The sequence below is a fragment of the Fictibacillus halophilus genome, from assembly GCF_042680145.1.
Classification (GTDB): domain Bacteria; phylum Bacillota; class Bacilli; order Bacillales; family Fictibacillaceae; genus Fictibacillus; species Fictibacillus halophilus_A.
This window is the reverse complement of record NZ_JBHTNQ010000001.1, coordinates 1,068,501-1,095,060: the sequence shown is the minus strand read 5'-3', so window position 1 is coordinate 1,095,060 and position 26,560 is coordinate 1,068,501. Positions and strand designations below refer to the sequence as shown.

Below are 26,560 nucleotides of genomic sequence, written 5' to 3'. Positions count from 1 at the left end.
TGATTTCCTTTACAGATGCTCCCTTTCCGCGGGGCGTGCGGAGAGCCTCCTCGGCGCTTTGCACCCTTAGGAGTCTCACATTTAAGGAAGCATTTGTGCTCCTGCGTCTACAAGCAAAACCTGACGAAGCGTGTTCCTCGTCGCATGCCTTGCAAGAGGCATAATCAGGTGGCTGGCACGCACCTTGCACTCCAATCAACTTGCGAGAAGAGCTCGTAGAAATGATTTACCCTTACAGTCAGGGGTATTTTTAATTTAATTTGACGAAAACCAATAATATATTCACCATTTATGAAATAATTTCACCAGTTATGGCTATAATTTCACCTATCAAGCCGATAATTTCACCTTTTCACAAGATTTATTGACGAACCGGAAATTTCACAACATCCCCCATATTAAAAAATCACCCTGCATACATGTGGAAACAAAACTTTACCAACAAAAAGACGTCTCTCATTGAGACGCCTTTTTCGTGATTATTTTTCCAATTCAATCAATAGATCCCCAGCACTGATGCCTTCTCCGTTTTGTACAGAAATGGATTTAACGCGTCCGTCAAATGGTGCTTGAACGGTTGTTTCCATCTTCATGGCTTCAGTAATCATCAAGTGATCGCCTTTTTTCACTTTTTCACCTTGCTCAACAAGAACTTTAATTACTGTTCCTGGCATACTCGCACCGATTTGAGAAGGATTTGAAGGATCTACCTTTTGTTTAGCTGTAACCGTTACTTTTGCACTTTCGTCGATTACTACAATCTCACGTGACTGTCCGTTTAGCTCAAAATAGAGAACTCTAGATCCATCATTTTGAGCTTCCCCAATCGAAACTAGTTTTACGATAAGAGTCTTTCCTTGTTCGATTTCCACTTCAATTTCTTCGCCTAATGTCATGCCATAGAAAAATGTAGGCGTATCAAGCACAGATACATCTCCAAATTGAGCATACATTTTCTCGCGGTCTAAGAACACCTTAGGATACAAGGCATATGCCAGAACATCAAAACTTGTAACTTGACGGTTGATTTTATGGAATAACGTTTCTTTAATGTCATTAAAATCAGCAGCTTCAAGTGTTTCTCCAGGTCTTACAGTTAACGGCTCTCTGCCTTTTAAGATGATCTGCTGAAGTTCTCGAGGGAAACCTTGATACGGCTGCCCTAGGTAACCTTGGAAGAATTCCACTACTGAATCAGGGAAGTCGAGTGATTCTCCTCTTTCGTATACTTCATCCTCGGTTAAGTTGTTTTGAACCATATAAAGTGCCATGTCCCCCACTACTTTGGAAGATGGCGTAACTTTAACTACATCCCCGAACATGTCATTAACTCTTCTGTACATCTGCTTCACTTCGTCCCAGCGTTCTCCCAATCCAACAGCTTTCGCTTGTTGCTGAAGATTACTGAACTGCCCGCCAGGCATTTCATGTTCATATACCTCAGGATCTGGAGCAGTCATGCCGTTTTCAAAGCCAGCGTAATACTTTCTAATATCTTCCCAATAAGCGGACAGCTGATTTGCATTTTGAATGTTTAAATCAGGCTGTCTTTCGTTTCCTGTTAAAGCATAATATAAAGAGTTAGCGCTTGGCTGAGATGTTTGACCAGCCATTGAACTCAATGCAACATCTACAATATCTACACCCGCTTCTGCAGCTTTCGCATAGGTATAAATACCATTTCCGCTCGTATCGTGCGTATGAAGATGAATAGGAATGTCAATTGAATCCTTTAGGGCCGAAACAAGATCATAAGCAGCTTGTGGCTTTAACAGACCTGCCATATCTTTAATTGCAAGGATATGAGCACCTTCTTGTTCAAGTTCTTTGGCAAGATTCACATAATAGTTCAAATCGTATTTTGTACGGCTAGAGTCTAGAATATCACCTGTATAGCAAATAGCAGCTTCAGCAATTTTTCCTGTTTCACGAACTGCATGAATAGCAACTTTCATTCCTTCTACCCAGTTTAAGCTATCAAAAATTCTAAAGACATCTATTCCAGCCATTGCTGATTTTTTAACAAATTCTTCAATGACGTTATCAGGATAATTCTTGTAGCCGACAGCATTCGATGCCCTTAAAAGCATTTGGAACAATACATTTGGAGCTTTTTCTCTAAGCTTTAAAAGCCTGTCCCACGGATCCTCATTTAAGAAGCGGTATGCAACATCAAACGTTGCTCCACCCCACATTTCCATAGAGAACATATCTGGCCAAAGTCTTGCAGTCGGCTCTGCAATATGAAGGAGATCGTTCGTTCTGACACGTGTTGCAAGCAGCGACTGATGACCATCTCGGAATGTTGTATCTGTAAGCAATAGTTTCTTTTGATCCTTAACCCACTGAGCAACTGCTTCCGGGCCTTCACTGTCCAACAATTGTTTTGTGCCATTAGGCATTGGTTCATAGTGTTTCACTTTTGGTATGCGAGGGTTATCAAACAATGGCTTTTCTTGCTTTTGAAGGCCAGGAAAGCCGTTAATAGTTGTCGCTCCAATATATGAAAGCATCTTTGTTCCTCTATCTTTGCGTTTAGGGAACACAAACAATTCACTGCTCGTATCAATAAAGGAAGTATCATAGTCCCCAGATAAGAACTTCTGGTGTGTTACAACGTTCTCAAGGAAAGCTATATTTGTTTTAATTCCACGAATACGAAATTCTTTTAAATTTCTTAACATTTTAGAAGCAGCTTGTTCATAGGACAATGCCCATGTTGAAACTTTTACAAGCAATGAATCATAAAATGGCGTGATAACTGCACCCTGGTAGCCATTACCGGCGTCTAAACGTACTCCAAATCCGCCTCCTGAACGATATGCCATTATCTTTCCTGTATCAGGCATAAACTGATTGGCAGGATCTTCAGTAGTAACACGAGATTGAATGGCGTACCCATGACAATAAATATCTTGTTGCTGAGGAATTCCTAATTCTTTACTATGCAATGAGAAGCCCTGAGCGATAAGGATCTGTGATTGAACTATGTCAATGCCGGTTACCATTTCTGTAATCGTATGTTCTACCTGAACACGAGGATTGACTTCAATAAAATAAAACTCACCAGATCCAGTAACAAGATATTCTACAGTACCTGCATTTACATATCCTACATGCTCCATTAAAGAAACCGCAGATTCGCAGATTTCATGACGGAGTTCCTCAGTTAATGAAACGCTAGGTGCTACCTCAACTACTTTTTGATGTCTTCTTTGAACAGAACAGTCACGCTCATATAAATGCACAAGATTTCCTTCATTATCTCCTAGGATCTGTACTTCGATATGTTTTGGTTTATCTAAGAATTTTTCAACATAAACCTCGTCCTTACCAAAAGCCGCCTTGGCTTCAGACTTAGCTCTCTCAAAGCTTTCAGCTAAAGAATTTTCACTTCTTACGATTCTCATACCTCGGCCGCCGCCGCCCATGGAAGCTTTAATGATAATCGGAAACCCATTTTCTTCTGCGAATGTTTTAACTTCTTCTAATGAGTTAACAGGACCATCACTTCCTGGGATAACCGGGATGTTTGCATCAATAGCTGCTTGTCTCGCTTTTACTTTGTCTCCGAAAATATCAAGATGTTTATCTTCAGGTCCGATAAAGACAATTCCTTCTTCACGGCATCGCTCTGCAAACTCTTTATTTTCTGACAAGAAACCATAGCCTGGATGAATGCCATCTACGCCGTTTGCTTTTGCTATTTCAATTATCCCTTCAATATCGAGATAAGCATCAATCGGCTTCTTTCCTTCTCCGACCAGGTATGCTTCATCTGCTTTATAACGATGGTAGGAACCAGTATCTTCCTTTGAATATACTGCCACAGTTCGAATATTCAGTTCTGTACATGCTCTGAAAATCCTTATTGCAATTTCTCCTCGGTTTGCTACTAAGACTTTGCTGATTTTTCTGCTCATACAAGTTCCTCTCCTTTTACCGTTACATGATTGCTTTTAAGCTTTTGTTTCTTACATTCGGTTGTTTGTCAGGCACTTTCTTATTCAGTTTTACTTTTGCAGAAATATTTATTAGAATCCCCATCGATGTCAGAAACAAGAGAAGGGAAGATCCACCATAAGATATAAAAGGAAGCGGGACACCAGTAATAGGCAATAAGCCTACTGCTGCTCCTAAGTTAACAACTGTCTGAATACCAATCATCCCAGATATTCCGAAAGCAAGGAGGCTCGTGTATGTGTCGTCGCTCTGCATACCTATCCAGAATCCCCTCAATACGATATACCCTAAAAGAGCAATAATTAAAAACACTCCTATGAAACCTAATTCCTCTGCGATGATCGCTATAATGAAATCAGTATGGGGTTCAGGCAAGAAGCCGTACTTTTGAATACTTTGTCCTAGACCGCTGCCCGTTAAACCGCCAGCTGCAATAGAAATATAGCCGTTAACTAGCTGATATCCATCACCCGCTGGATTTTTAAATGGTGCATAAGCTGCATCAAACCGTGAAAGCTGTTCATCACTTAGCTGAAAGTAAATCCCGAGTCCCACAATTCCGGCTAATGCTGCCATCGAAAAAATATGTTTAAATTTAATACCTGAGCAGAAAAGGATAATTCCCGCTACACCTGCGACAATCAGTGCTGTTCCTAGATCCGGCTGCAAAATGATCAAAATAAACATTATTGCAAAGATACTAAGAGGAGGTATGACACCTTTTTTAAAGTCATGCATTTTTCCTTGTTTTTTTGAATAGATTGCGGCCAAGTACATGGCTAGAGTTAATTTAATGAACTCTGCAGGCTGAATTCCAACAGGTCCTATGTATAACCAGCTTTTTGCATTATTTACTTCCCGGCCAAATAGTAATACGGCAACAAGTATTCCTATGGATATCAGTACGATGGGCAGCATTAATTTTTTGTAGATTTGAACGTTAAATCTCATTGTAAAGTACATGAAAATTATTCCTGCGATTAAAAAGATGAGCTGTCTGGTGAAGAAGAAACTGCTGCTATAATCGTATTTATTGATTGTTACCCCTATACTCGCGCTGTATATCATGACTAAACCAGTACTGCACAATAAAAGTACGGCCACTAAAAGAGAATAGTCATAGGGTCTTACTGCTTTTTTCACGTTGTCCACCTTTCTCCTCTCTAAATTCATAATTATTAGATATTGTAACACATAAAATCTTTTTCTTATTGATTCAGCCCGGCGACATTCTCTTAAACATATTATTTCGTAACGTTTTATCAGTTTTTGATTAAAAAATGAATACTTCTTTATAAATATAAAAAAATCCAGTCCAAATGTTTTTCGGACTGGCTGTGAATCATTTTTTCATAGAAGCATCATGCAATGCAGTAAGCTGCTTTTCGAGCGACTCTAATAATTGTTTGCCCGCATCTTCTTCTACAAGATTTAAGCGGACTGCAAAATCTATTTCACGGGATAAACCAAACATTTGCGTATCCAATACTTCCTCATAGAGGGGACATTGTGGCATTGTTAAGTTTTCCATTTGAACTTCAATTAATTTCAGGATTTTGTCTGCATCTGCTTTTAAGAGTTCAAATGCCCTTTCCCGATGTCCAGTTGCCATCTCAGCTGACAATGATCATCCCTCCGTTCGCACGAATTTCTACCTTTAAATATAAAGGTTTGTCTAAAAAAAATCAACATATTACAGTATTCACATAATCATGCTATGCTTTTAATAGTGTTTTCAAATCAAGGAGGTACATATGGAATTTATAGTTGCACTTAAAGGGAAGGTAAACTACCCGCTGACTTTAGATCCAGGTGTCTGGATTTTTGATGATAGAAAAGAAGATCTGAACACTTTGTTCGATAAGCAAGGAGACAAAGAAAGCGAGCAAGAGAAATATTTAAAGGACGTTTCTGCTCACTGGGACAGAGAATTACAGGAAGGTGCTATCCCTCCTTCTGAAAAAGATAAGCAAAAACCTAAGGCAACTTTAAAAGAAACTCTTCTTACAAGTTCCTTCGCTATATCTTTATCTTATTTTATCTATAATGCACAACCGCACCCTGACGCAGAAAGAGTACTCATTGAATCAGGGGACGGAAATGTAGAAATCACACTTAAAGAAGCTCAAGATGGTTATTTGGCTTTTTCCGAAAACGGGAAACCATTAAAAACAGATGGACCTGTTCACTTTTATTTTGGTGACGGAAGCAACAAAGAAAACCCAATTAAGCGCATTACAGCAATCACTCTTCTCTAAAAAACAAACAGAAATAATGAAAGGCAGCTCTTTTGGAGCTGTCTTTTTCGGTTACAGCAGATCTGCTGCAATTTGTGCCAATGAAGAACGTTCACCTTTTTCCAGCCGCACGTGCCCGCTGACTGACTGGTCTTTAAACTTTTCCACCACATATGTCAGTCCGTTTGTAAATTCGTCCAAATAAGGATGATCAATTTGCTGAGGGTCACCGAGCAAAACAATTTTACTCCCTTCCCCTACCCTTGTAAGAATCGTTTTTACTTCATGCTTAGTCAGGTTTTGAGCTTCATCTATAATAATAAACTGATCCGGCAGACTTCTCCCCCTGATGTAAGTGAGTGCTTCAACATGGATAGAGCCAATGCCAGCAAGAATTTTTTCCAGTTCCCCTTGCTTTTTTGTATTGAACAGGTATTCGAGATTATCATAGACCGGCTGCATCCACGGCTTAAGTTTTTCTTCTTTTTCTCCTGGCAAATAACCGATATCCTTTCCAACGGGTACTATTGGGCGTGCAATAAATAATTTGATATAATCCTTCAAATCTTCTGTCTGAAGCAATGCTGCAGCCAGTGTTATCAGCGTCTTTCCTGTGCCTGCTTTTCCAATCAGTGTAACTAGCGGAAGGTCTTTTCGCAGCAAAAGTTCAAATGCCATTTTTTGCTGTACATTTCTAGCCCGGATTCCCCAGATCTGCTCTGAATCATAACGCAGGGGCTTAAGAGTTTTACCGAACTCGTCTACTTTCCCAAGAGCAGAAACGGATGACCTGAATACATCTTTCAAGATGACAAATTGATGGGGGTAAAAGGAGTGTCCTGTAAGTTCGATAAGCTGAAGTTCATTCTTCTCATAAAATTTACTCAGAAGTTCTCCTTGTACATAAATTTCTTTATAGCCCGTATATGTCTGGTCATTCTTATCGATAACCCTGTCACTTAAAAAATCTTCTGCATCTATACCTAGAGCATCTGCCTTTACTCGGACCAATACATCTTTTGAAACTAGTATCACTTTCACACCGCTCTTTTTGGCCTCTTCTTCTTGTTTTAAATTCAAAGTAACAGCTAATATCCGATTATCGTTTGTAGGTTCAACAAACGTTTCCTGAAGCCTTCGAAAAGATTTATGGTTAAGCTCAACACGAAGTTTACCCCCATTTTCAAGTGGAACACCTTGATGCAGTTTACCATTCTGTCTTACACGGTCAATTAAACGGGAAACTTCTCTTGCATTCCTCCCAATTTCGTCCATATAACGTTTCTTGGAATCCACTTCTTCTAAAACTACAGCAGGTATGATCACTTCACTGTCTCCAAAAGATTGTATGGAATAAGGATCCTGCAAAAGCACGTTTGTATCTAGGACATATCGTTTATTCAACATTCAGCCTCCTGACTTAAATGTAATCCTATCTATTAAGTGCATTTTTATGGACTGCCTATTAAAAATGTATGTGTGAAGGAATAAAGTTAGAAGAATGAACAAAAAATAACGAAAATGACTTGGAAGGACTGATATTCATTGAAAACATTACGAATAGTTGCAGTCTTAAGCGCAATTTTTGTTCTATTTGGCTGCATGAACGAAAAAAATAACGATAATGCACAGCAAGCTGATAAAAATACTCCCCGTCTTACTAAAGTAAATCAATCTGCTGAAAGCAAGAAACCCGATCAGCCAAAAGGCTCTCAGGAAGTATCACGGCATCTTGTCGGACTGGCTACAGGAATTCCTGGTGTTGAAGATGCTACAGCTGTTGTCTTAGGCCCATATGCCGTTGTAGGTATAGATGTAGACCGGAAGCTTGATAATTCACGAGTTGGATCGATTAAATATTCCGTTGCAGAAGCACTTAAAAACGATCCTAATGGCAAAAATGCTGTTATAACTGCCGATCCTGATGTTGTTGAAAGACTGCGGCAAATGGGAAAACAGATACGCCAGGGGCATCCTATCGGGGGAATCGCTAATGAATTAGCAGGAATCGTAGGCCGTTTAATGCCGCAAGTTCCACACAGCCTTCAAACGGAAAAGCCTTCTCCGACAGAAACAAATAACAGCCAGCTTTCAGAAAAAGAAGAACGTCAGCTGAAAAATAATCAACAAAAGCAAGAAAAAGCAGATAAAAATCAGCCGCAGCGTTTGAATGAAAGCTGATATTAATGAGACTGATGAGGGATAATTTCAACAACTTCCCTTGTCAGTCTTTTTTATGAAAGGTTTTTTAATTCCCGCTTGATGCTCGCTTTACGAAGGTACTGTCAGGAAGTAGCGAGAGTCTTTTATCATACGGATAATAATTCCCTTAAATTGGTAAATTGTATGATGATGGGTCATTTTTATATGATGTTCTACCTTTTTTAAGTGATGAGCATCATTATTTATGTGATGAACACTATTTTTTATGTGATTTGAGTTTTTCCCATCTCATATAACGAGGATTTCATATATTTTGTCGGTTTCAGACGCACAGCCTTAAAAAAATCCTCTTGAAAAATACAATGACCACCATGATCCTCTATATTGCTTCAATTCCTTTACTTAATTTACAATTTTCTTTATGGTATACTGTTTGAAAGAGGTGAAATACGATGCGTGTAAAATGCGTATTATGCGATAATATTGAAGTTATTGAAAATGAATGTTCACTTGCAAAGAAATTACGAAATAGACCGATACACACCTTTATGTGCGAACCATGCAAAGAGCGAATCACTAGAAAAACTGCCCAGCGGGAAGCTACAGGTAATTTTACTTTATACAGAAGTCCAGATACGAACAATGACTGGTAACCGTTTATCGGATTGGACTTTATATGGTACAATTGCCGGCGCCTTGCTGGCTTGTTTTTTTTATGCAATAGAACAAGGATTTGAGATTAACCTTTATACTTTTTTGGTTAATATTGACTTTTTGCCTTTACCTGATTACATCATTTATTCTTTCCTGATTCAGTTCGTATCGCATTTAGTGATATCGGTGATTTTGGTCGCAGTTATTGATATTTTGTCTGCAAGATTTAATCAACCAATCTTTATTTCTTTAATCATAAATACAATTATGTCCTTTACCTTTTTTCCTCTTTATCAAATCGCTGTTTCAAAGCCTTTCCATCCTCCTTATATCTTGCCATTTACACTTTGGTTTACCGGACACCTTTTATTTGCTGTCCTAATCGGATACTTTGTTTCAGTTCTGCATAAAAAAAGGAGCGCTGACTAATCAGCACTCCTCGTTAAACCTTGGTTCATTTTGAATTCCTTCGTATAAAGCATCCACTGCATCAACAAAAAATCGCTCTGTTTGTTCAACGCCGCCCGCTTCGAATAAGACGATGTAAAACGGTCCTTGAATGGAAACAGATTGTATTTTTACTTGGTGATCTTCTCTTAATATCTCACTAAAAAATTCAAAAGTATCCTCGGCAGCCAAATCATCGGGACGTTCTTCATGCACTTTTTTTATGCTTAGCCAATTGGAAAGAGCATCGACGAGTTTCATGCTGACCCCCCTGTTTTAGCCGTTTTCTTTTTTGCTTTGATATAATCTTACTTTGTAAATAATCAGGATAAGTGCTGCCACTATCAATCCTTCAGCTACGGGAAGTCCAATTCCAAAGAATGCTAAAGGCATACAGCCGATAATTAAAAACAGATAAATCAATGCTGATTTTAAAGGCGGCAGTTTTTTTGCGAATCCTAACTTAAAAACAATTATGCTAAGCACTGTAATGATTAAATACAACAGCAAGAAAGCTCTGACAGGGTCATTTTCAATACCCAACAGCAAAGCCATTGAGGACGAATCTTCACCTGTCGCTTTCATAATTTCTTGTTCTTTCACGATTCCCACTCCCGCTTCTTAAAAGTTAAGTTTAGCCTTGAGCAAGTTTCTTTTTCTTCTCTACTCTTTCACGTTCGTTCTTATCTAAAATCTTTTTACGAAGACGAATGCTCTCTGGAGTAACTTCGCAATACTCATCATCGTTCAAGTATTCTAATGCTTCTTCAAGCGACATAACACGAGGTTTTTTCATTGTTACAGTCTGGTCTTTGTTAGCTGAACGCATGTTTGTCATCTGCTTCACTTTTACAATGTTTACAGTAATATCGTTCTCGCGAGTATGTTCCCCAACGATCATTCCCATGTAAACTTCTGTACCTGGCTCAATAAAAATCGTACCGCGGTCTTCAACACCCATGATTCCGTATTGTGACGCTTTACCGTTTTCCATAGAAACCAGTACACCTTGACGACGTCCGCCAACGTTTCCAGCAACCATCGGCTGATAGCTGTCAAACGTATGGTTCAAGATTCCATATCCGCGAGTCTGTGTTAAGAACTCTGTTGTATAACCGATCAATCCGCGAGCTGGTACCATGAATTCAAGACGTACTTGGCCTGAACCATTGTTAACCATGTTTTTCATTTCACCTTTACGGTCACCTAATGATTCCATGATTGCACCTGTGTATTCTTCAGGAATATCAATTTGAACATGTTCTACAGGCTCACATTTCACACCATCAATTTCACGAACGATTACTTCAGGTTTTGAAACTTGAAGTTCAAATCCTTCACGACGTAAGTTTTCAATTAAGATTGAAAGGTGAAGCTCACCACGTCCAGAAACTGTCCAAACATCTGGAGAATCAGTATTTTCAACACGCAAGCTCACGTCTGTTTCTAATTCAGACATCAAACGCTCTTCAATTTTACGGCTCGTTACATATTTACCTTCACGACCAGCAAATGGTGAGTTATTTACTAGGAATGTCATTTTTAAAGTTGGTTCATCAATACGAAGAACAGGAAGTGCTTCTTCTTGGCCTTCTGGACATACTGTTTCACCAACGTTGATCTCTTCCATTCCGGATACTGCAATAAGATCTCCGGCTTTTGCTTCTTGAATTTCAATTCGCTTCAAACCAAGGAAACCAAACAATTTAGTAACACGGAACTTTTTCACTGATCCATCAAGCTTCATTAAAGATACTGCTTGTCCAACTTTAATTGTACCGCGGAACACACGACCAATACCAATACGGCCAAGATAGTCGTTGTAATCAAGCATTGTAACTTGGAACTGAAGCGCCTCAGCACTGTTATCTTCTGGTGCAGGAATTGTTTCAATGATCGTATCAAGCAATGCTGTCATGTTTTCATCTTGCTTGCTTGGATCCATACTTGCTGTCCCTTTAAGTGCAGATGCATAAACTACAGGGAATTCTAATTGATCTTCTTCAGCACCCAGTTCAATAAATAGATCGATTACTTCGTCTACTACTTCTTCTGGACGTGCAAAATCACGGTCAATTTTGTTAACAACTACGATTGGTGTTAATTTTTGCTCTAATGCTTTTTTCAGTACGAAACGAGTTTGAGGCATACATCCCTCATATGCATCGACAACAAGTAGTACACCATCAACCATTTTCATGATACGTTCAACTTCACCACCGAAGTCGGCATGTCCTGGTGTATCCATAATGTTAATGCGCTTCTCGTTATAGTTAATTGCTGTGTTCTTAGCTAAGATCGTAATCCCGCGCTCACGTTCCAAGTCGTTGGAATCCATTGCACGTTCATTAACCTGTTCATTATCACGGAATGTACCTGATTGATGAAGCAGTTTGTCAACTAGTGTTGTTTTTCCGTGGTCAACGTGGGCGATAATCGCTATATTGCGTAAATCATCTCTTCTATTCAAAATTATTCTCTCCTTATATCCTATCTCTTTTTCTGATCTTTTTTTGTTCAACTTGACTATTATATCACAAATTTATTTAAAGGCTTTTTCTTTTTATGTAAATTCGTTACACTTATTATGCAGCATCGACTGATTTATTTACATTTGGAGGTCATCATGAACGGAGTTTTCTTTATTATTGCCTTTCTAACAGCTCTTGCTATATGCGGAGTGGGTGTGGCTATCGGCGAAAAAAGTTTACTTATTTTTATCATATCCATCATTTCCGTTTTCATTTTGATGGGATTTGGATTTTCATTAAAGAAAAAACAAAGAGAGCGTTCATAAAGAAGGCTCTCTTTCTTTTTGGGTGTTTTGTAACCTTTGCTGATGTATGAAGTGGTTGATTTCCACTCCAGGAGCTCGCTTTCCGCGGGGCGTGCGGTGAGCCTCCTCGGCGCTACTTGCGCCTGCGGGGTCTCACCTGTCCCGCTGTTCCCGCAGGAGTCTCGCTCCTTCAGTTACAAGCAACAGGGCAAGGAAGGCTTTATCCATTAGCAACAATCTTTTGGAAAACAGCATTACTGTATTAAATGTTTTAATATCTCCTCATGCAAGCCAGGCTTAGCTGCTAAGATGCTGTTTTGTTCGAGCAGCTGAATCGGTTTACCATCAGTATTTGTTGCAATCCCTCCTACTTCATTCAGAAGAATTAGACCAGCTGCAAAATCCCATGGAGACAATCTCATTGTCATATAAGCATCCAGTTTGCCGGATACCACATAAGCTAGTTCAATTGCAGCAGAACCGTACGAACGTGTTCCTCTGGATTTTCTTACGATTTCCTGTACGTTCTCGTGATTAATTCTTTTGTTTGGACCAACCCAAGTAGCATTCACTCCAACAACCGCTTCAGAAAGTGTTACCTTATCTAACTTAGAAAGTTTTAAATCATTTAAATAAGCACCTTCTCCATCTTTAGCAAAATAGAGATTTTTGCTTCCAACATCATATATCAAACCCATTTTTCCCGATCCGTTTTCATAGATGCCGATAGAGATAGCAAAATTTGATTGCTGATGAATAAAATTTGTAGTTCCGTCGATAGGGTCAATGATCCAAATAATACCCGACTTATCTTGGATATCATCCCCATACCCTTCTTCACCTAGGACCCTGTGTTCTGGGAATGTTTTTTGTATTTTATCAATAAAAAACTTTTCGATATTCTTATCCATATTTGTGACGAGGTCAGCAATATGTGATTTATATGTAATCGTCAATGTATTTTCAAACGATTCTTGTAACAGCTCTGCGGCTTCAATCGTCCAAGCTTTAGCTAACTGTTCAATCTTTCTCCACTTTTCTTTTTCCATCGTCTCACCCCTTGCCTTTCCTATAGTATATGCCAATTCCGACTTGTTCACAAAAAAACGAACCATCCGTTCATGATGGATTCGTTTTTGCTACCCGCTATTTCTTTGAATCATGCCTCAAGTCTCACGAGCTCCAGCCTTAATCTTTCGAGCTTACGTTTAGAATCATTGATTTGTTTCTGATCTTTTGATTTTAAGGCATCAAACAAGGTAGCTAATTCATAGTCAATCTCAAGTTTTAAAACTGGAATTCTTCTTTCTGCATCCGTTCTTTTTAAGGTATTCATTACTTGTTTCATATCGCTGGCACATCCTTTCTTTTTTCGTTTTCATGTTTTATATATTTTATGAAGGACTGAGGTATAGTGAAACGGCACTTTGCGGAATCTAATGCAAACATTTTTTTATAAAACAGCTTCTGTGATAAACTTTTTTTGTATCGTTTTATAATCAGGAGGAAACATTCATGACATTCACTGGATTTAAAGAGCAGGATTTTAATGTTTTTAAGACAGATGGTCTTGAGCAGCGTATGGATCAAATCATTACCCATATACGACCTAAACTCGAGGTGCTTGGCGCTAAGTATGCTGATGAACTTACAGGTTTAACAGGGGAGGAAATGTTCTATCATGTAGCTAAACACGCAAGACGCACTGTAAATCCGCCAAAAGATACATGGGTAGCTTTTGCTCCAAATAAAAGAGGGTACAAAATGCTGCCACATTTTCAGATTGGATTATTTGAAACACATGTTTTTATCTGGTTTGCTCTTATATATGAGTCACCGATAAAGGATTCGTATGGCAAAACCTTTCTAAAGAAACTTAGTAAGGTAAAAAAGGAGATTCCCGATTCCTTTGTTTGGTCTGACGATCATACAAAGCCAGATAGCTATAAGCATAGCGAAGTAAAAAAGGAAAGATTAAAGGAAATGGCTGAACGTCTAATTTCTGTTAAAAAAGCCGAATTGCTTTGCGGTGTTCATATCTCAAAAGATGAAGCTGTTAATATGTCGGAAGACGAATGGTACACACGAATCTCCGAGACATTTCAAACCCTTTTACCTCTATACAACTTGAAGAAGTAACTGTAATAAAAAAAAGTGGCAGGAAGCAGAAGTTCAGCTGCTTCTTACCACTAGTATATTGCCTTACTGCATAAATGTATGGGTATGTATCTCTATTGTAAGAAAAGTGTTAGAAAAGGCTGTTCCATTTTTGATGGACAGCTTTTGCTTCTTCTTTTATTTGCTGGAACAATTCACTAACAGATATAACCTCATTGATCCTCCCAGCTCCTTGACCAGCCCATCCAAATCCTTCGTCACTCTTTCCTTCATAAATAAATTTCTGATTCGCTTCCCCGCTGATAAAATCTTTTAGATGCTCATAAGATCCGTTTTTATTTTCTTCTTCAACAATTTTTAATGCAAAAGGTGTATTGAGTGTCCTGCCTGGCATACCTAACTTTCTTTTGATTACAACCGTATCGTTTTCGGAACTTTCGAGTATCCATTTTTTATAGGCTGGATGAGCATGTACGCATTCTTTCACTGCAATAAACCTTGTCCCCATTTCTATCCCTTCTGCACCAAGAGCACATGCAGCCATCATTCCTTTTCCATCAACGATCCCGCCAGAACCGATAACTGGTATCGATAAGCTCTCTGCTATCTGGGGAATCAAAACAAAGGTACCCGTATCCTCTTTTCCGATATGTCCTCCGCCTTCCTGACCAACAGCCATTACGGCATCAGCTCCAAGCTGTTCAGCTTTTATCGCTTGGCGTTTACTAGAGACCAGCACAAGTGTTTTTATGCTTGTATTTTCTAATCTTTTTAAAACAGGTGCAGGATTTCCGCCTGTTATGCTGATAACTTTTACACCCTCTTCAATAGCTGTTTCCAGTTGTTCCTCATAAGTTCTTCCATGCTGTCCAATTGCAAAATTCACTCCAAACGGCCGTGATGTCATCTGCTTCGTTTTTTTGATTTCGGTTCTCAATGCATCACTATTTGGAAGCGACATAGCTGTAATCTGTCCCAGTCCTCCTGCATTAGAAACGGCTGCAGCAAGATCTGAATATGCTAAATATGCCAGACCCCCTTGAATGATCGGTAAATCAATATTTAACAAAGTTGTTACACGTGTTTTAAACATATGATCTCTCCTCCTGAAAATTAAATCATCTACTTACATCTTCATGCATTTTCTGTTATACTTCTTTTGTTTTATAAATAAAGGCTGTGTTAGCAAACTTTGATGCTTTTGGAGGTAGTTGATTTCCGTTCCAGGATGCTCGCTTTCCCCGGGTCGAGCGGTGAGCCTCCTCTGCGCTTTGCGCAGTTAGGAGTCTCACCTGTCCCGCTGATCCCGCAGGAGTCTCGCACCTTGCACTACAATCAACATATCAATGCAGAAAATAAAAATACCAACAGCAACATTCTTTGAAAAAGAGCCCTAAATAAATGAAAAATTTAAGTTAATTATAGATGAGGTGTAGTATAAATTGTCTCAACATGAAACTCCTTTATTTACAGGCTTGCGTGAACATGCAAACAAAAACCCATTGCAATTCCATATTCCCGGTCATAAAAAGGGCCAAGGTATGGATGAAGAGTTCAAGAATTTTATTGGACCTAATGCTCTTTCAATCGATCTAATAAATATCACACCACTCGATGACCTTCATCACCCAAAAGGCATGATTAAAAAAGCTCAAGATCTTGCAGCACAAGCGTTTGGTGCAGATCATACCTTTTTCTCTGTTCAAGGTACAAGCGGCGCTATAATGACGATGATCATGTCCGTCGTTTCTCCTGGGGATAAAATTCTTGTTCCGAGAAATGTGCATAAATCTATTATGACGGCAATCGTTTTTTCTGGTGCAACCCCTATTTTTATCCACCCGGAAATCGATCCTGAATTAGGGATCTCACATGGGATTACACCTGACAGCGTTGAGAAAGCGTTGAATCAGCACCCTGATACAAAAGCGGTTCTTGTAATTAACCCAACTTATTTTGGTTTTGCTGCAGATTTAAAAGGTATTGTTAATGTTGCTCATCGATTTAATGTACCTGTCCTTGTCGATGAAGCACATGGTGTCCTTATCCATTTTCATGACCATATGCCATTGTCAGCTATGCAGGCTGGTGCCGATATGGCTGCAACAAGTGTTCATAAACTTGGAGGGTCACTTACCGGCAGTTCTATTTTAAATGTTAAAGAAGGACTTGTCTCGCCTGAACGTGTTCAAACCATATTAAGTATGATGACAACAACATCTACTTCCTATATCCTTTTAGCTTCTTTGGATGCTGCACGCAGACGTTTAGCAACTGAAGGGTATACATTAATTGAAAAAACGATTCGCCTCGCAAACCAAACGAGGGAGAAAATAAACGAAATACCAAACCTGTATTGTGTAGGTGAAGAAAAGCTTGGTACTTCGGCGACATTCGATTACGATCCATCTAAACTGCTTATATCTGTAAAAGATCTTGGAATTACAGGTTATGAAGCTGAAACATGGCTTCGAGATAATTACAACATTGAGGTAGAATTATCGGATCTGTATAACATTTTGTGTCTGATTACTACTGCCGATCATGAAAAAGACACTATGATCCTGGTTGAAGCATTAACTAAGCTTTCAAATGAAAAAAGCTCCTCAAAAACGGAAGAGATTAAATCCTTGCCGGTACACGTCCCTGATATTCCGGTTCTTGCCCTCTCTCCGCGTGATGCTTTTTATGCAAATACAGAAAGTGTTCCATTTGAAGAATCAGCAGGAAGAATCATTGCAGAATTTGTTATGGTATATCCGCCAGGGATTCCAATCTTCATCCCTGGAGAAATCATTACAAAAGAAAACCTTGCATATATAAAAGAGAACCTAGAAGCAGGCTTGCCTGTTCAAGGTCCTGAAGATGCCAATTTAAATTATCTTAAAGTTATTCAAGAACAAGTAGCGATTAGATAGTACAAAAAAAAGAAGACCTCAGCAGGTCTTCTTTTATTTGTTTAATTTAGCTTGCTCTTGGCAATGCGGACATGTTTTAGAATACAATGTTGTTACCTTTTCCTCTTCAAAATGTTCAATTGTTGTCTCACACGTTTGGCAAATGATTACTCCCATCCGTTCCATCTCCCTTCGCATTTTGAAAGCGCTTACGTTTATATCTGTATAATATTATGTCACAATTCGTTTGTCAACCCTTTTAGTATAACACATTAAAAAATTGTGCTCATTAATCATATTGTTCGATGACGGGAAGATGAGGAACAGCTTCTTCAAAGAAAAGCGCTAAATCTTCAGCTTCTTTTAAGCTCTTTATATGAAATACCTGTTTAATATACTCAAGGTTTCGCATATCATTCGAGTCAAGCAGCGCTGATCTGCCTGTTTGCATACACACGACCAGCGGTTTTCCGAAAAACATATTTGTGTACACAATACCAAAATCATATCTCACCGTATCTGTTGTAAAACCTACAAACCTAACCTTAACGGACTCACTCTCGTCATACAATTTTTCAAACCATTCCATGCTATCCCTCCTCGTATGATAAAACATTGTTCATCGATCGGGTTGTTCAAACCTGGTATTTAATGACTGGATACTCTGTTAAGTTCAAAATTGATGTAAGAGTAATTCCCTTTTTAAATGGATTTTAAACTTATATTGTCAAAATCTTCTTGAAATATGATAAACTATTCTATGAACAAATATTGTTAAAAATGACTAACTGGAGTGAGTTGGAATGTCCCAAAATGCATACATAAAGCTTGTTCCTGCTTCTGAAAAACAAGTTGTTACGATAGATGAAATTAAAGATATGTTCAATTATTACAAATCAATCACTTCTAAAACAGGGGAACAGCTTTCATGGGGATACTCTGAAGCCGCTTTTCCTTATACGATTGAGGAGAAAGAAGAAGCTAACAACGAATGGTTCTATTTAAAAGGAATTGATCCAAGAAAAAACAGATATATTTTGATTGGAGTCGGTTTTGAAAAAAAAGATGTTGAAACAGACTCTTCAGAAAATCAGCAATGCTATATTCAAGTATCTCTTACAGATATTTCAACTCATGGAGATAAAGGAAAAGCGAATGAATTCTGTAAGTTTTTAGCGACGAAATTAAAAGGTGAACTTCATCTCTTTAACGGCAGGATAATGTATTATTACCCTAAAAAGTAAACTCTTTCTTCAACAAAAAGCTCTGTCAAAAGAAAAACCAAAATCATAAAAACATTATTCTGCCTGCAACATAGATTACAGTAAAAAAAATGGTTAAATTTACTCCAGCCGTTTTATTTGTAATAAACCTCATAGCAATAAGAAAATTAAAATAAGAAAACATAACTAAGAGCACCGTTTCATAAAAAGAATGATCATGATGCGACAGATAAAGAACGAGAGAATATCCGCACCATACCAAAATTTGAATGATAACACACAAAAATACGTTCATAACATCCTCCATGTACACCTTTATACTAAATGTTATGAAGAGATTCGTATTATATGAGGAAATCAAAAAACCCCTTGTAGGCCGCTTCCGCGGTATACAAGGGGTTTTAAATCTTTATTTTACGATGTGAACAGGAAGTCCGATAGCAACTTCTGCTGCTTCCATTGAAATTTCTCCGAAAGTTGGATGCGCATGAATTGTCATAGCAATATCTTCTGCAGTCATTCCTGCTTCAATAGCTAATCCAAGTTCTGCGATCATATCAGATGCGTTTCCGCCAGCAATTTGAGCTCCTAAAACAAGTCCATCTTCTTTACGAGTGATAAGCTTCATGAAGCCATCAGTTTCGTTCATAGATAAAGCTCGTCCATTAGCTGCAAATGGGAATTTAGAAGCTTTCACTTCATATCCTGCTTCTTTTGCTGACTTTTCATCATAGCCTACAGAAGCTAGTTCTGGGTCTGTGAATACTACAGCAGGAATCGCCAAGTAATCAATTTCTGCCGCATGTCCGCTGATTACTTCAGCTGCTACTTTACCTTCATAAGAAGCTTTATGAGCAAGAGCAGGACCTTCTACAACATCACCGATTGCGTAGATGCCGTTAACGCTTGTTTGAGCTTTTTTGTTGATTTTGATAAGACCGCGTTCAGTCATTTCAACACCAACTTGCTCAAGACCAAGTTCTTCAGTGTTTGGACGGCGTCCAACTGTTACAAGTACATAATCTGCTTCAAATGTTTTTGACTCACCTTTGATCTCAGCAGTCACTGTAACACCGTCTTTTGTTTCTTCTACGCCTTTAGCCATTGCTTCAGTAAATACTTCCACATTGCCTTTTTTCTTTAAGCGCTTAGAAACTACTTGACTCATTTGCTTTTCGAAACCTGGAAGGATTTGTTTTCCACCTTCGAGGATTGTTACTTCAGTACCAAAGTTTGCATAAGCCGTACCAAGCTCCATTCCGATATATCCGCCGCCGATAACAACAAGCTTCTTAGGAACCTCTTTAAGAGCCAGTGCACCAGAGGAAGAAATTACACGGTCGCTCCATTTGAATCCTGGAATTTCAATCGGACGGGAACCTGTTGCAATAATTGCGTTTTTAAACGTATATGTCTGAGAGTTCTTCTCGTCCATGATACGTACTGTGTTTTCATTTACGAAATAAGCTTCACCACGGATGATTTCAACTTTATTTCCTTTTAAAAGCCCTTCAACACCGCCAGTAAGCTTCTTAACGATGCCAGCTTTCCATTCTTGAACTTTGCTGAAATCAACTGTTACGTTTTCAGCTTTAATCCCCATGTCTTCAGAGTGCTTCGCATGTTCAACACGGTGACCTGCATTAATAAGAGCTTTAGATGGAATACAGCCAACGTTTAAGCAAACTCCTCCTATTTCCGCCTTTTCCGCAATAGCCACTTTTTGTCCTAATTGTGCAGCGCGAATTGCTGCTACATATCCCCCAGGACCTGAACCAATGACAAGTGTGTCTAACTCAATTGGAAAATCTCCTACTACCATCGAATTACGCCTCCATTACTAATAGTTGTGGATCGTTCAACAAACGCTTAATGTGATTCAATGCATTTTGTGCAGTTGCACCATCGATCAGACGGTGGTCAAAGCTTAGAGAAAGTGCTAATACTGGAGCTACTACAACCTCTCCATCTTTAACAACTGCTTTTTCAGCGATACGGCCGATACCAAGGATAGCTACTTCAGGGTGATTGATTACAGGAGTGAACCATTGTCCACCAGCAGATCCGATGTTTGTAATCGTGCAAGATCCGCCCTTCATTTCTTCACCAGAAAGTTTTCCATCACGCGCTTTTGTAGCCAATTCGTTGATTTCAGAAGAGATCTTGAAGATAGACTTGCGATCTGCTTCTTTTACAACTGGAACCATCAATCCGTTATCTGTATCTGCAGCGATTCCGATATTGTAATAGTGCTTGTACACGATTTCTTCGTTTGCATCATCGATTGATGCGTTAAGCACTGGGAACTCACGAAGTGCAGATGTTAATGCTTTCACCACATATGGAAGATAAGTAAGCTTTATACCTTTATCCATCGCTACCTGTTTAAACTTCTTACGGTGTGCAACAAGATCAGTAACGTCCACTTCATCCATTAGTGTAACATGCGGAGCTGTATGTTTGGAGTTAACCATCGCTTTAGAGATCGCTTTTCTGATACCTTTGATCTTTTCGCGAGTTTCCATTTCTCCAGATGGAATAGCTTTTGGAGCTTCTTTCTTAGCTGCATCAGCTTTTGGTGCTTCTTTGTCAGCAGCAGGTGCTTCAACTGCAGCTTCACCACCGCCGCTTACAAACTTATCGATATCTTCTTTAAGTACACGTCCATTATCTCCAGAGCCTTGTACTTTACGGATATCAACTTCCTTCTCACGAGCATATTTACGAACAGAAGGCATAGCGATTACACGTTTTGTATCATCAGCAGGCTCTTCTTTAGAAGTGTCTTCAGTCTTATCTGTTTTAGCTTCAGGTTTGTCATTTTCTTTTGCCTGATCAGCTGTAACTTCTTTTTCTTCTTCAGCTTTCGGCTGCTCTGGTGCTTCATCGCTTCCGCCATGTGCATCCGCAGGAATCTCACCTTCTGCCTCGATCGTTACAAGGACATCACCTACAACAGATACAGTACCTTCATCTACTTTTAGCTCTAGAACTTTACCGTCTACAGGAGAGGGAATTTCTACAACGGCTTTATCATTTTGGACTTCGAGCAGGATGTCGTCTTCTTTAATAGTGTCCCCTGCTTTAACAAACCACTTTACAATTTCACCTTCGTGAATTCCTTCACCAATATCGGGAAGCTTAAATTCATATGCCACGATTAACGCCTCCAATTTTCAATCTAGTTTACTCGTTTATGTGAAAAGGCTGAAAGAAGCAGTCATTAATGAACTACCCTTTCAGCTGACATTCAATTATATTTTAGAAATTGTAGACTTTCTTTGCTTTATCTACAATATCACGATGATCTGGAATCCAAACATCCTCTGCAGATGCATAAGGAAATACTGTATCCGGTGCAGTTACACGCAGTACTGGAGCTTCCAGGTTTAAAATAGCGCGATCATTAATTTCAGCTACAACAAACGCTCCGATACCTGCTTGTTTCTGAGCTTCTTGAACAACAATTGCACGCCCTGTTTTTTCAACTGATGCAATAATTGTGTCAATATCAAGCGGGCTGATCGTACGAAGGTCGATAACTTCAGCAGAAATGCCATCTTTCTCAAGCTCATCTGCAGCTTTTAATGAAGCGTGAACCATTGCACCATAAGTAATGATAGAAACGTCTTTACCTTCACGTTTCACATCCGCTTTACCTAGTTCAATCGTGTACTCTTCTTCAGGAACTTCGCCACGGAATGAACGATATAACTTCATATGCTCTAAGTAAACAACAGGATCGTTGTCACGGATTGCAGAAATTAATAATCCCTTTGCATCGTATGGTGTTGAAGGAATAACCACTTTAATCCCTGGAGTTTGATACATTAATCCTTCCAAGCTGTCTGCGTGAAGTTCTGGTGTTTTAACCCCTCCACCAAATGGAGAACGGATTGTTACAGGAGAGTTATATACTCCTCCAGAACGATAGCGCATACGAGCCATTTGAGCGGCAATTGAATCAAATACTTCAAATACGAAGCCAAAGAATTGAATCTCCATAACTGGACGGAAACCTGTAAGCCCAAGACCTATTGCAAGTCCCCCAATTCCAGACTCGGCAAGCGGAGTATCAAAAACACGATCTTCTCCAAATTCTTTTTGAAGACCTTCAGTCGCACGGAATACACCGCCGTTTTGACCTACGTCTTCACCGAAAACAAGTACGTTTTCATTGTTTTTTAATTCATTGCGCATTGCGTCTGTAATTGCTTGAATCATAGTCATTTGAGCCATATTATTTCGACTCCTTTGCTGTATATTGTTCTAATTGCTCGCGAAGGTTATACGGAAGCTCTTCGAACATAAAGTTGATAAGGTCAGTAACCTTTTGTTTAGGCGCACCATCAGCTTTTTTAATAGAAGCTTTAATATCTTCCTTCGCTTCTTCTACTACTTTATTTTCTTGCTCTTCAGACCAAAGGTTCTTCTTTTCTAAGAACTTACGGAAACGAACTAACGGATCTTTCTTTTCCCATTCGCTGTCTAAATCTTTTGTACGGTAGCGTGTAGGGTCGTCTCCCGCCATCGTATGAGGTCCGTAACGGTAAGTAAGAGTCTCGATTAGTGTAGGACCTTCACCTGCAATCGCACGCTCACGAGCTTGTTGTGTCGCTGCGTAAACAGCAAGTACATCCATTCCATCTACTTGGATGCCTTCAATTCCAGCTGCTACTGCTTTTTGTGCAATTGTTTTTGCGGCAGATTGCTTTTCTACTGGAACTGAAATAGCAAATCGGTTGTTTTGAACAACAAAGATTGCGTTAGCAGCATAGGCACCGGCAAAGTTTAATCCTTCATAAAAGTCACCTTGTGATGCTCCGCCATCACCTGTGTAAGTGATACAAACGTTTTTCTTGCCTTGTTTCTTTAAACCAAATCCAACACCGGCAGCTTGAATAATTTGAGCACCAATGATAATTTGCGGCATTAATACGTTTACACCTTCAGGAATTTGTCCGCCTTGGAAGTGTCCACGGGACCATAAAAATGCTTGATATAACGGAAAACCATGAAATACGATTTGAGGAATATCACGGTATCCTGGAAGAATCCAGTCTTCTTTATCTAATGCAAAGTGACTCCCTAGCATTGAAGCCTCTTGTCCAGCAACTGGAGCATAGAAACCAAGACGTCCTTGTCTGTTTAAAGAGATTGCACGCTGATCCCAAATTCGCGTATAAACCATACGGCGCATTAATTCTTGGAGCTGTTCATCAGACAACTTAGGCATTGCTGATTCGTTAACTACTTCTCCATCTTCAGAAAGAATCTGAAACGTTTCAAATTGATCTTGAACAGCATCAATTGTTTTCGTCATGAAAAGTCACCTCTTCCTTTCTTTTACCCTGTCAATTTACCCTTATCTTAAAAACACACACATACATAACAGGTTGCCCAAAGTGCCACATTTTTAAGACAGGATTATATTTTTAAAAGGCCATTAGGCGTACCTTTGTGTCCCCATTCAAGTTTTCCCTTGTATTAAGGAGCTAAACCATCATATGGCATCCTAACTGTATTACTTAAATATGTATTTATAGTAACACAACAACCCTTTTCACGTAAATTAGTTTACACCACCTGTTAAACGCCGTCAATCTATAGAATCATTATAGTTTCACGTATACTTGAAGCTCTGGCTGCCTATTCCTGTAATCGCTGTAAAACTTAACTGTTTCACCAATAATAACAATCTGTATCAGTCGTAAGTTGAAACGAACGATATACTGCAAAATAAACAATATATATACCGAAAAAAATAACCTTATAAATTAATTTCTGTTCTTTTTCTATAAAATTTCTCTATGTTATGATAAGAGGAAATTACTAATAAATGAATATAGGCACGGAGGTTTTGCTTGTGTTAACAATGAAAGATATTGTGAGGGAAGGAAATCCGGTTCTAAGACAGAAGGCTGCAGAGGTATCCTCACCCTTCTCAGAGGAAGATATTCAAACAGCTAATAAGCTCTTGGAGTTTGTAAAGAACAGCCAGGATCCCGAGGTTGCGGGAAAATATAATTTAAGACCTGGCATTGGTCTGGCTGCTCCTCAAATCGGAGTTTCAAAACGAATATTCGCTATGCATGTGACGGATGAACAGGGACAACTATACAGTTATGCACTATTAAACCCTAAAATAATAAGCCACTCGGTGCAAATGACATATTTAGATGGAGGCGAAGGTTGTCTGTCCGTTGACAGAGATGTGCCAGGTTTAGTACCTCGTTATGCAAAAGTAACTGTAAAAGGCTTTACACCCGATGGTTCTCTAGTTGAGTTGAAATTAAAAGGTCTCCCAGGTATTTGTTTTCAACATGAACTAGATCACCTTGATGGTATTATGTTTTATGATCGAATCAATGAAAAACAGCCATTTGAGCCTCCTTCAAATTCAGCAACTTTCAGGTAATATTTAAGCCTGTTTTCGTAAACAGTGTTGTATGTAAGTTGTTGATTTCCGCTCCAGGATGCTCGCTTTCCACGAGGCGGGTGGTGAGCCTCCTTGCGCTTTGCGCCTTTAGGAGACTCACCTGTCCCAATGATCCCGTAGGAGTCTCGCACCTGCGCTCCAATCAACATGTCAATGAAGATAAGTAACTAAATGATCTAAAAGAGAGCCAAATAAAAAAGCTGAGTTCTGCACCTTAAAAGGCAGAATTCAGCTTTTTCGTTTTTATTAAGCAACTTCATGATCGTCGTCGACTGTTAATGATTCTTTTTTATCAAACTTACTTGTAAAGAACAGCACTGTTACGATTACAGTTACTAGACCAGCTATAAGGTCGGAAACATTCATCGACAATCCTAACCCAATCGGTGCATTGCAAATATAAGTTGTTGTGACGACAGACATGAAGATCGCAGGAATTGTAGCAATCCAATGTTTTCTTCTAGGACGCTTCAGATACACCGCCCCTACCCATAATGCCAGCATTACTGTAAACTGGTTGACCCAGGAGAAGTAACGTCACAATAAAGTGAAATAAAGTGAAATCAATTTTTGTTAATAAAAATGAAATCATATTTTTGAATTCATTTTCATTATTTCACACAAAGAAAAAAACACTCCGTTTTAAACTGAGTGTTTACGCTATGCGATTCTGCTTGTTATTAATTGATGTATTACGCTTTTTTCTTCCTGTCAGGTAAACACCGAAAAAGATTAAAAATAATCCAAAATAGGCAATCGGTGGGATCTTCTCATTTAAGAGAACACTCCCCCATACTACTGCTGAAACAGGAACTAGATAAGTAACGAGAGTAGCAAATTCGGCTGATCCTGCTGATATCATAAAATAGTACAAGAGATATGCTAAACCTGAACCAAATACCCCGAGACCTATTAAAGATAAGATAACATTCCCTTCTAAAGCATTACCAGGCAGATGCCACCCTCCAGTAAAGCTCATGATTATCCCGCTTAAAATCGACCCTGTCAATAGTGTAGTTGAAGCTGTAATCCAGACTGTCGTTTCTTGAAGATGTTTTTTAGCATATTGTGAACTGTACCCATAACAGCAAGTAGCACTGAGCATGAGGACGATTCCTAAAAGGAGCTGTTCTTGAGTTAAGCCTGGTGCATCCGCATCCATTAAGAAAATAATTCCTATAAAGCCGACCATGACTCCAATCCATTGTTTCCACTGCATTTTAACAGAAAAAAACAAAACCCCCATCATCGCTGTCCATATTGGAGTTGTTGCGTTTAATATCGCAGTATAGCCGCTGTCTAAAAAAGTTTCACTCCAAGCGATCAGACCCCATGGAAGACCAGCATTTAACAATCCTACAATTATTAATGATTTATAAGGCAGTTCTCTCCATTTGACTTTTTGTTTACTAATAAGAAAAAGCGGGATAATCGTAATGATGCCAAGCACACATCTTATGAATACAATCTGCCATGGATCAAACACATCCAGGAGTACTTTAATAAATAGAAAAGACATTCCCCAGATCAAACTTAAAATAAAAAGTGCTGAATAAAGTTTCATGTAATCCTCCTGCGGATAAAAATAAATGCTGTATTCGTAAACATAGTTGCCATAAGAAGATGTTGATTTCCGCTCCAGG

Annotated in this window: 27 protein-coding genes; 8 read left to right on the top strand and 19 right to left on the bottom strand. The window is 39.0% G+C overall.

Annotated features, from left to right (window positions below; translation table 11 throughout):
- Nucleotides 1-479 precede the first annotated feature (479 nt).
- From pyc to ACFQ4X_RS05740, 3 genes are all read right to left on the bottom strand, one after another.
- A complete protein-coding gene (gene pyc, locus ACFQ4X_RS05750; RefSeq protein WP_379833636.1) occupies nt 480-3,923 on the bottom strand; it encodes a pyruvate carboxylase in 3,444 nt (1,147 codons plus the stop codon).
- 22 nt (nt 3,924-3,945) lie between these two features.
- Nucleotides 3,946-5,106: a putative lipid II flippase FtsW gene (gene ftsW / locus ACFQ4X_RS05745; protein WP_379833634.1), complete on the bottom strand. Its 1,161-nt coding sequence runs from the start codon at nt 5,104-5,106 to the stop codon at nt 3,946-3,948.
- 199 nt (nt 5,107-5,305) lie between these two features.
- Nucleotides 5,306-5,575 (bottom strand): YlaN family protein, encoded by a 270-nt coding sequence (locus tag ACFQ4X_RS05740; protein ID WP_379837052.1) that lies wholly within the window; start codon nt 5,573-5,575, stop codon nt 5,306-5,308.
- A 142-nt stretch (nt 5,576-5,717) separates the two neighbouring features.
- Here ACFQ4X_RS05740 and ACFQ4X_RS05735 point away from each other — a divergent pair, with 142 nt between their 5' ends.
- On the top strand, nt 5,718-6,221 hold the full coding sequence (locus ACFQ4X_RS05735; protein WP_379833633.1) for a peptidyl-prolyl cis-trans isomerase: 504 nt from the start codon (nt 5,718-5,720) through the stop codon (nt 6,219-6,221).
- A 51-nt stretch (nt 6,222-6,272) separates the two neighbouring features.
- Here ACFQ4X_RS05735 and ACFQ4X_RS05730 read toward each other — a convergent pair whose 3' ends face one another.
- Nucleotides 6,273-7,607 carry a PhoH family protein gene (locus tag ACFQ4X_RS05730; protein WP_379833631.1) on the bottom strand — a complete coding sequence of 445 codons (1,335 nt, stop codon included), beginning with the start codon at nt 7,605-7,607 and terminating at the stop codon, nt 6,273-6,275.
- A gap of 138 nt (nt 7,608-7,745) precedes the next feature.
- Between ACFQ4X_RS05730 and ACFQ4X_RS05725 the strand changes: the two genes are divergently transcribed.
- Together ACFQ4X_RS05725 and ACFQ4X_RS05720 are read left to right on the top strand one after the other, a co-directional pair.
- Complete coding sequence (locus ACFQ4X_RS05725; protein ID WP_379833630.1) at nt 7,746-8,381, top strand: YhcN/YlaJ family sporulation lipoprotein; 636 nt, start codon at nt 7,746-7,748, stop codon at nt 8,379-8,381.
- A 434-nt stretch (nt 8,382-8,815) separates the two neighbouring features.
- Nucleotides 8,816-9,016, top strand: coding sequence for a YlaI family protein (locus tag ACFQ4X_RS05720; RefSeq protein WP_130295805.1), 201 nt, complete (start codon nt 8,816-8,818; stop codon nt 9,014-9,016).
- Between the two features lie 430 nt (nt 9,017-9,446).
- On the opposite strand, the gene ACFQ4X_RS05715 is transcribed toward ACFQ4X_RS05720, so the two are convergent.
- The 3 genes from ACFQ4X_RS05715 to typA form a co-directional block, all read right to left on the bottom strand.
- Nucleotides 9,447-9,725 carry a hypothetical protein gene (locus ACFQ4X_RS05715; RefSeq protein ID WP_379833628.1) on the bottom strand — a complete coding sequence of 93 codons (279 nt, stop codon included), beginning with the start codon at nt 9,723-9,725 and terminating at the stop codon, nt 9,447-9,449.
- 15 nt (nt 9,726-9,740) lie between these two features.
- Complete coding sequence (locus ACFQ4X_RS05710; RefSeq protein WP_245802029.1) at nt 9,741-10,019, bottom strand: YlaH-like family protein; 279 nt, start codon at nt 10,017-10,019, stop codon at nt 9,741-9,743.
- A gap of 79 nt (nt 10,020-10,098) precedes the next feature.
- Nucleotides 10,099-11,934, bottom strand: coding sequence for a translational GTPase TypA (gene typA / locus ACFQ4X_RS05705; protein ID WP_379833626.1), 1,836 nt, complete (start codon nt 11,932-11,934; stop codon nt 10,099-10,101).
- 156 nt (nt 11,935-12,090) lie between these two features.
- On the opposite strand from typA, the gene ACFQ4X_RS05700 reads away from it, so the two are divergent.
- On the top strand, nt 12,091-12,261 hold the full coding sequence (locus tag ACFQ4X_RS05700) for a DUF5325 family protein (protein WP_379833625.1): 171 nt from the start codon (nt 12,091-12,093) through the stop codon (nt 12,259-12,261).
- Nucleotides 12,262-12,494: 233 nt separating this feature from the next.
- Here the strand turns inward: ACFQ4X_RS05700 and ACFQ4X_RS05695 are convergent, their stop codons facing one another.
- Complete coding sequence (locus ACFQ4X_RS05695; protein WP_379833623.1) at nt 12,495-13,289, bottom strand: inositol monophosphatase family protein; 795 nt, start codon at nt 13,287-13,289, stop codon at nt 12,495-12,497.
- Nucleotides 13,290-13,399: 110 nt separating this feature from the next.
- Complete coding sequence (locus ACFQ4X_RS05690; protein WP_066289027.1) at nt 13,400-13,588, bottom strand: hypothetical protein; 189 nt, start codon at nt 13,586-13,588, stop codon at nt 13,400-13,402.
- 167 nt (nt 13,589-13,755) lie between these two features.
- Here ACFQ4X_RS05690 and ACFQ4X_RS05685 point away from each other — a divergent pair, with 167 nt between their 5' ends.
- Nucleotides 13,756-14,379, top strand: a complete 624-nt coding sequence (locus tag ACFQ4X_RS05685; protein ID WP_379833622.1) for a YktB family protein — start codon at nt 13,756-13,758, stop codon at nt 14,377-14,379.
- Between the two features lie 109 nt (nt 14,380-14,488).
- Here the strand turns inward: ACFQ4X_RS05685 and ACFQ4X_RS05680 are convergent, their stop codons facing one another.
- Entirely contained in the window at nt 14,489-15,451 is a 963-nt protein-coding gene (locus tag ACFQ4X_RS05680; protein WP_379833620.1) for an NAD(P)H-dependent flavin oxidoreductase, read from the bottom strand.
- A 349-nt stretch (nt 15,452-15,800) separates the two neighbouring features.
- On the opposite strand from ACFQ4X_RS05680, the gene ACFQ4X_RS05675 reads away from it, so the two are divergent.
- On the top strand, nt 15,801-17,276 hold the full coding sequence (locus ACFQ4X_RS05675) for an aminotransferase class I/II-fold pyridoxal phosphate-dependent enzyme (protein WP_379833619.1): 1,476 nt from the start codon (nt 15,801-15,803) through the stop codon (nt 17,274-17,276).
- Between the two features lie 33 nt (nt 17,277-17,309).
- Here ACFQ4X_RS05675 and ACFQ4X_RS05670 read toward each other — a convergent pair whose 3' ends face one another.
- Complete coding sequence (locus ACFQ4X_RS05670; RefSeq protein ID WP_077361557.1) at nt 17,310-17,432, bottom strand: GapA-binding peptide SR1P; 123 nt, start codon at nt 17,430-17,432, stop codon at nt 17,310-17,312.
- Between the two features lie 112 nt (nt 17,433-17,544).
- The gene (locus tag ACFQ4X_RS05665; RefSeq protein WP_066289017.1) at nt 17,545-17,844 is read right to left on the bottom strand and encodes a DUF3055 domain-containing protein; all 300 of its coding nucleotides are present in this window, start codon (nt 17,842-17,844) and stop codon (nt 17,545-17,547) included.
- Between the two features lie 214 nt (nt 17,845-18,058).
- Here ACFQ4X_RS05665 and ACFQ4X_RS05660 point away from each other — a divergent pair, with 214 nt between their 5' ends.
- Nucleotides 18,059-18,499, top strand: a complete 441-nt coding sequence (locus ACFQ4X_RS05660; RefSeq protein ID WP_379833617.1) for a DUF1885 family protein — start codon at nt 18,059-18,061, stop codon at nt 18,497-18,499.
- A gap of 43 nt (nt 18,500-18,542) precedes the next feature.
- Here the strand turns inward: ACFQ4X_RS05660 and ACFQ4X_RS05655 are convergent, their stop codons facing one another.
- The 5 genes from ACFQ4X_RS05655 to pdhA all read right to left on the bottom strand — a co-directional run bounded on the left by ACFQ4X_RS05655 (nt 18,543) and on the right by pdhA (nt 23,801).
- Nucleotides 18,543-18,773, bottom strand: a complete 231-nt coding sequence (locus ACFQ4X_RS05655; RefSeq protein WP_379833615.1) for a hypothetical protein — start codon at nt 18,771-18,773, stop codon at nt 18,543-18,545.
- Nucleotides 18,774-18,887: 114 nt separating this feature from the next.
- Nucleotides 18,888-20,300 carry a dihydrolipoyl dehydrogenase gene (gene lpdA / locus ACFQ4X_RS05650; RefSeq protein ID WP_379833614.1) on the bottom strand — a complete coding sequence of 471 codons (1,413 nt, stop codon included), beginning with the start codon at nt 20,298-20,300 and terminating at the stop codon, nt 18,888-18,890.
- Nucleotides 20,301-20,304: 4 nt separating this feature from the next.
- The gene (locus ACFQ4X_RS05645) at nt 20,305-21,636 is read right to left on the bottom strand and encodes a dihydrolipoamide acetyltransferase family protein (RefSeq protein WP_379833612.1); all 1,332 of its coding nucleotides are present in this window, start codon (nt 21,634-21,636) and stop codon (nt 20,305-20,307) included.
- 103 nt (nt 21,637-21,739) lie between these two features.
- Entirely contained in the window at nt 21,740-22,717 is a 978-nt protein-coding gene (locus ACFQ4X_RS05640) for an alpha-ketoacid dehydrogenase subunit beta (RefSeq protein WP_379833611.1), read from the bottom strand.
- A 1-nt stretch (nt 22,718) separates the two neighbouring features.
- Nucleotides 22,719-23,801: a pyruvate dehydrogenase (acetyl-transferring) E1 component subunit alpha gene (pdhA, locus tag ACFQ4X_RS05635; RefSeq protein ID WP_130295819.1), complete on the bottom strand. Its 1,083-nt coding sequence runs from the start codon at nt 23,799-23,801 to the stop codon at nt 22,719-22,721.
- Nucleotides 23,802-24,344: 543 nt separating this feature from the next.
- Here pdhA and def point away from each other — a divergent pair.
- Nucleotides 24,345-24,896, top strand: coding sequence for a peptide deformylase (gene def / locus ACFQ4X_RS05630; protein ID WP_379833609.1), 552 nt, complete (start codon nt 24,345-24,347; stop codon nt 24,894-24,896).
- Between the two features lie 267 nt (nt 24,897-25,163).
- Here the strand turns inward: def and ACFQ4X_RS05625 are convergent, their stop codons facing one another.
- Together ACFQ4X_RS05625 and ACFQ4X_RS05620 are read right to left on the bottom strand one after the other, a co-directional pair.
- Entirely contained in the window at nt 25,164-25,421 is a 258-nt protein-coding gene (locus ACFQ4X_RS05625) for a hypothetical protein (RefSeq protein ID WP_379833607.1), read from the bottom strand.
- Between the two features lie 151 nt (nt 25,422-25,572).
- Nucleotides 25,573-26,481 carry a DMT family transporter gene (locus ACFQ4X_RS05620; RefSeq protein WP_379833606.1) on the bottom strand — a complete coding sequence of 303 codons (909 nt, stop codon included), beginning with the start codon at nt 26,479-26,481 and terminating at the stop codon, nt 25,573-25,575.
- Nucleotides 26,482-26,560: the final 79 nt, after the last annotated feature.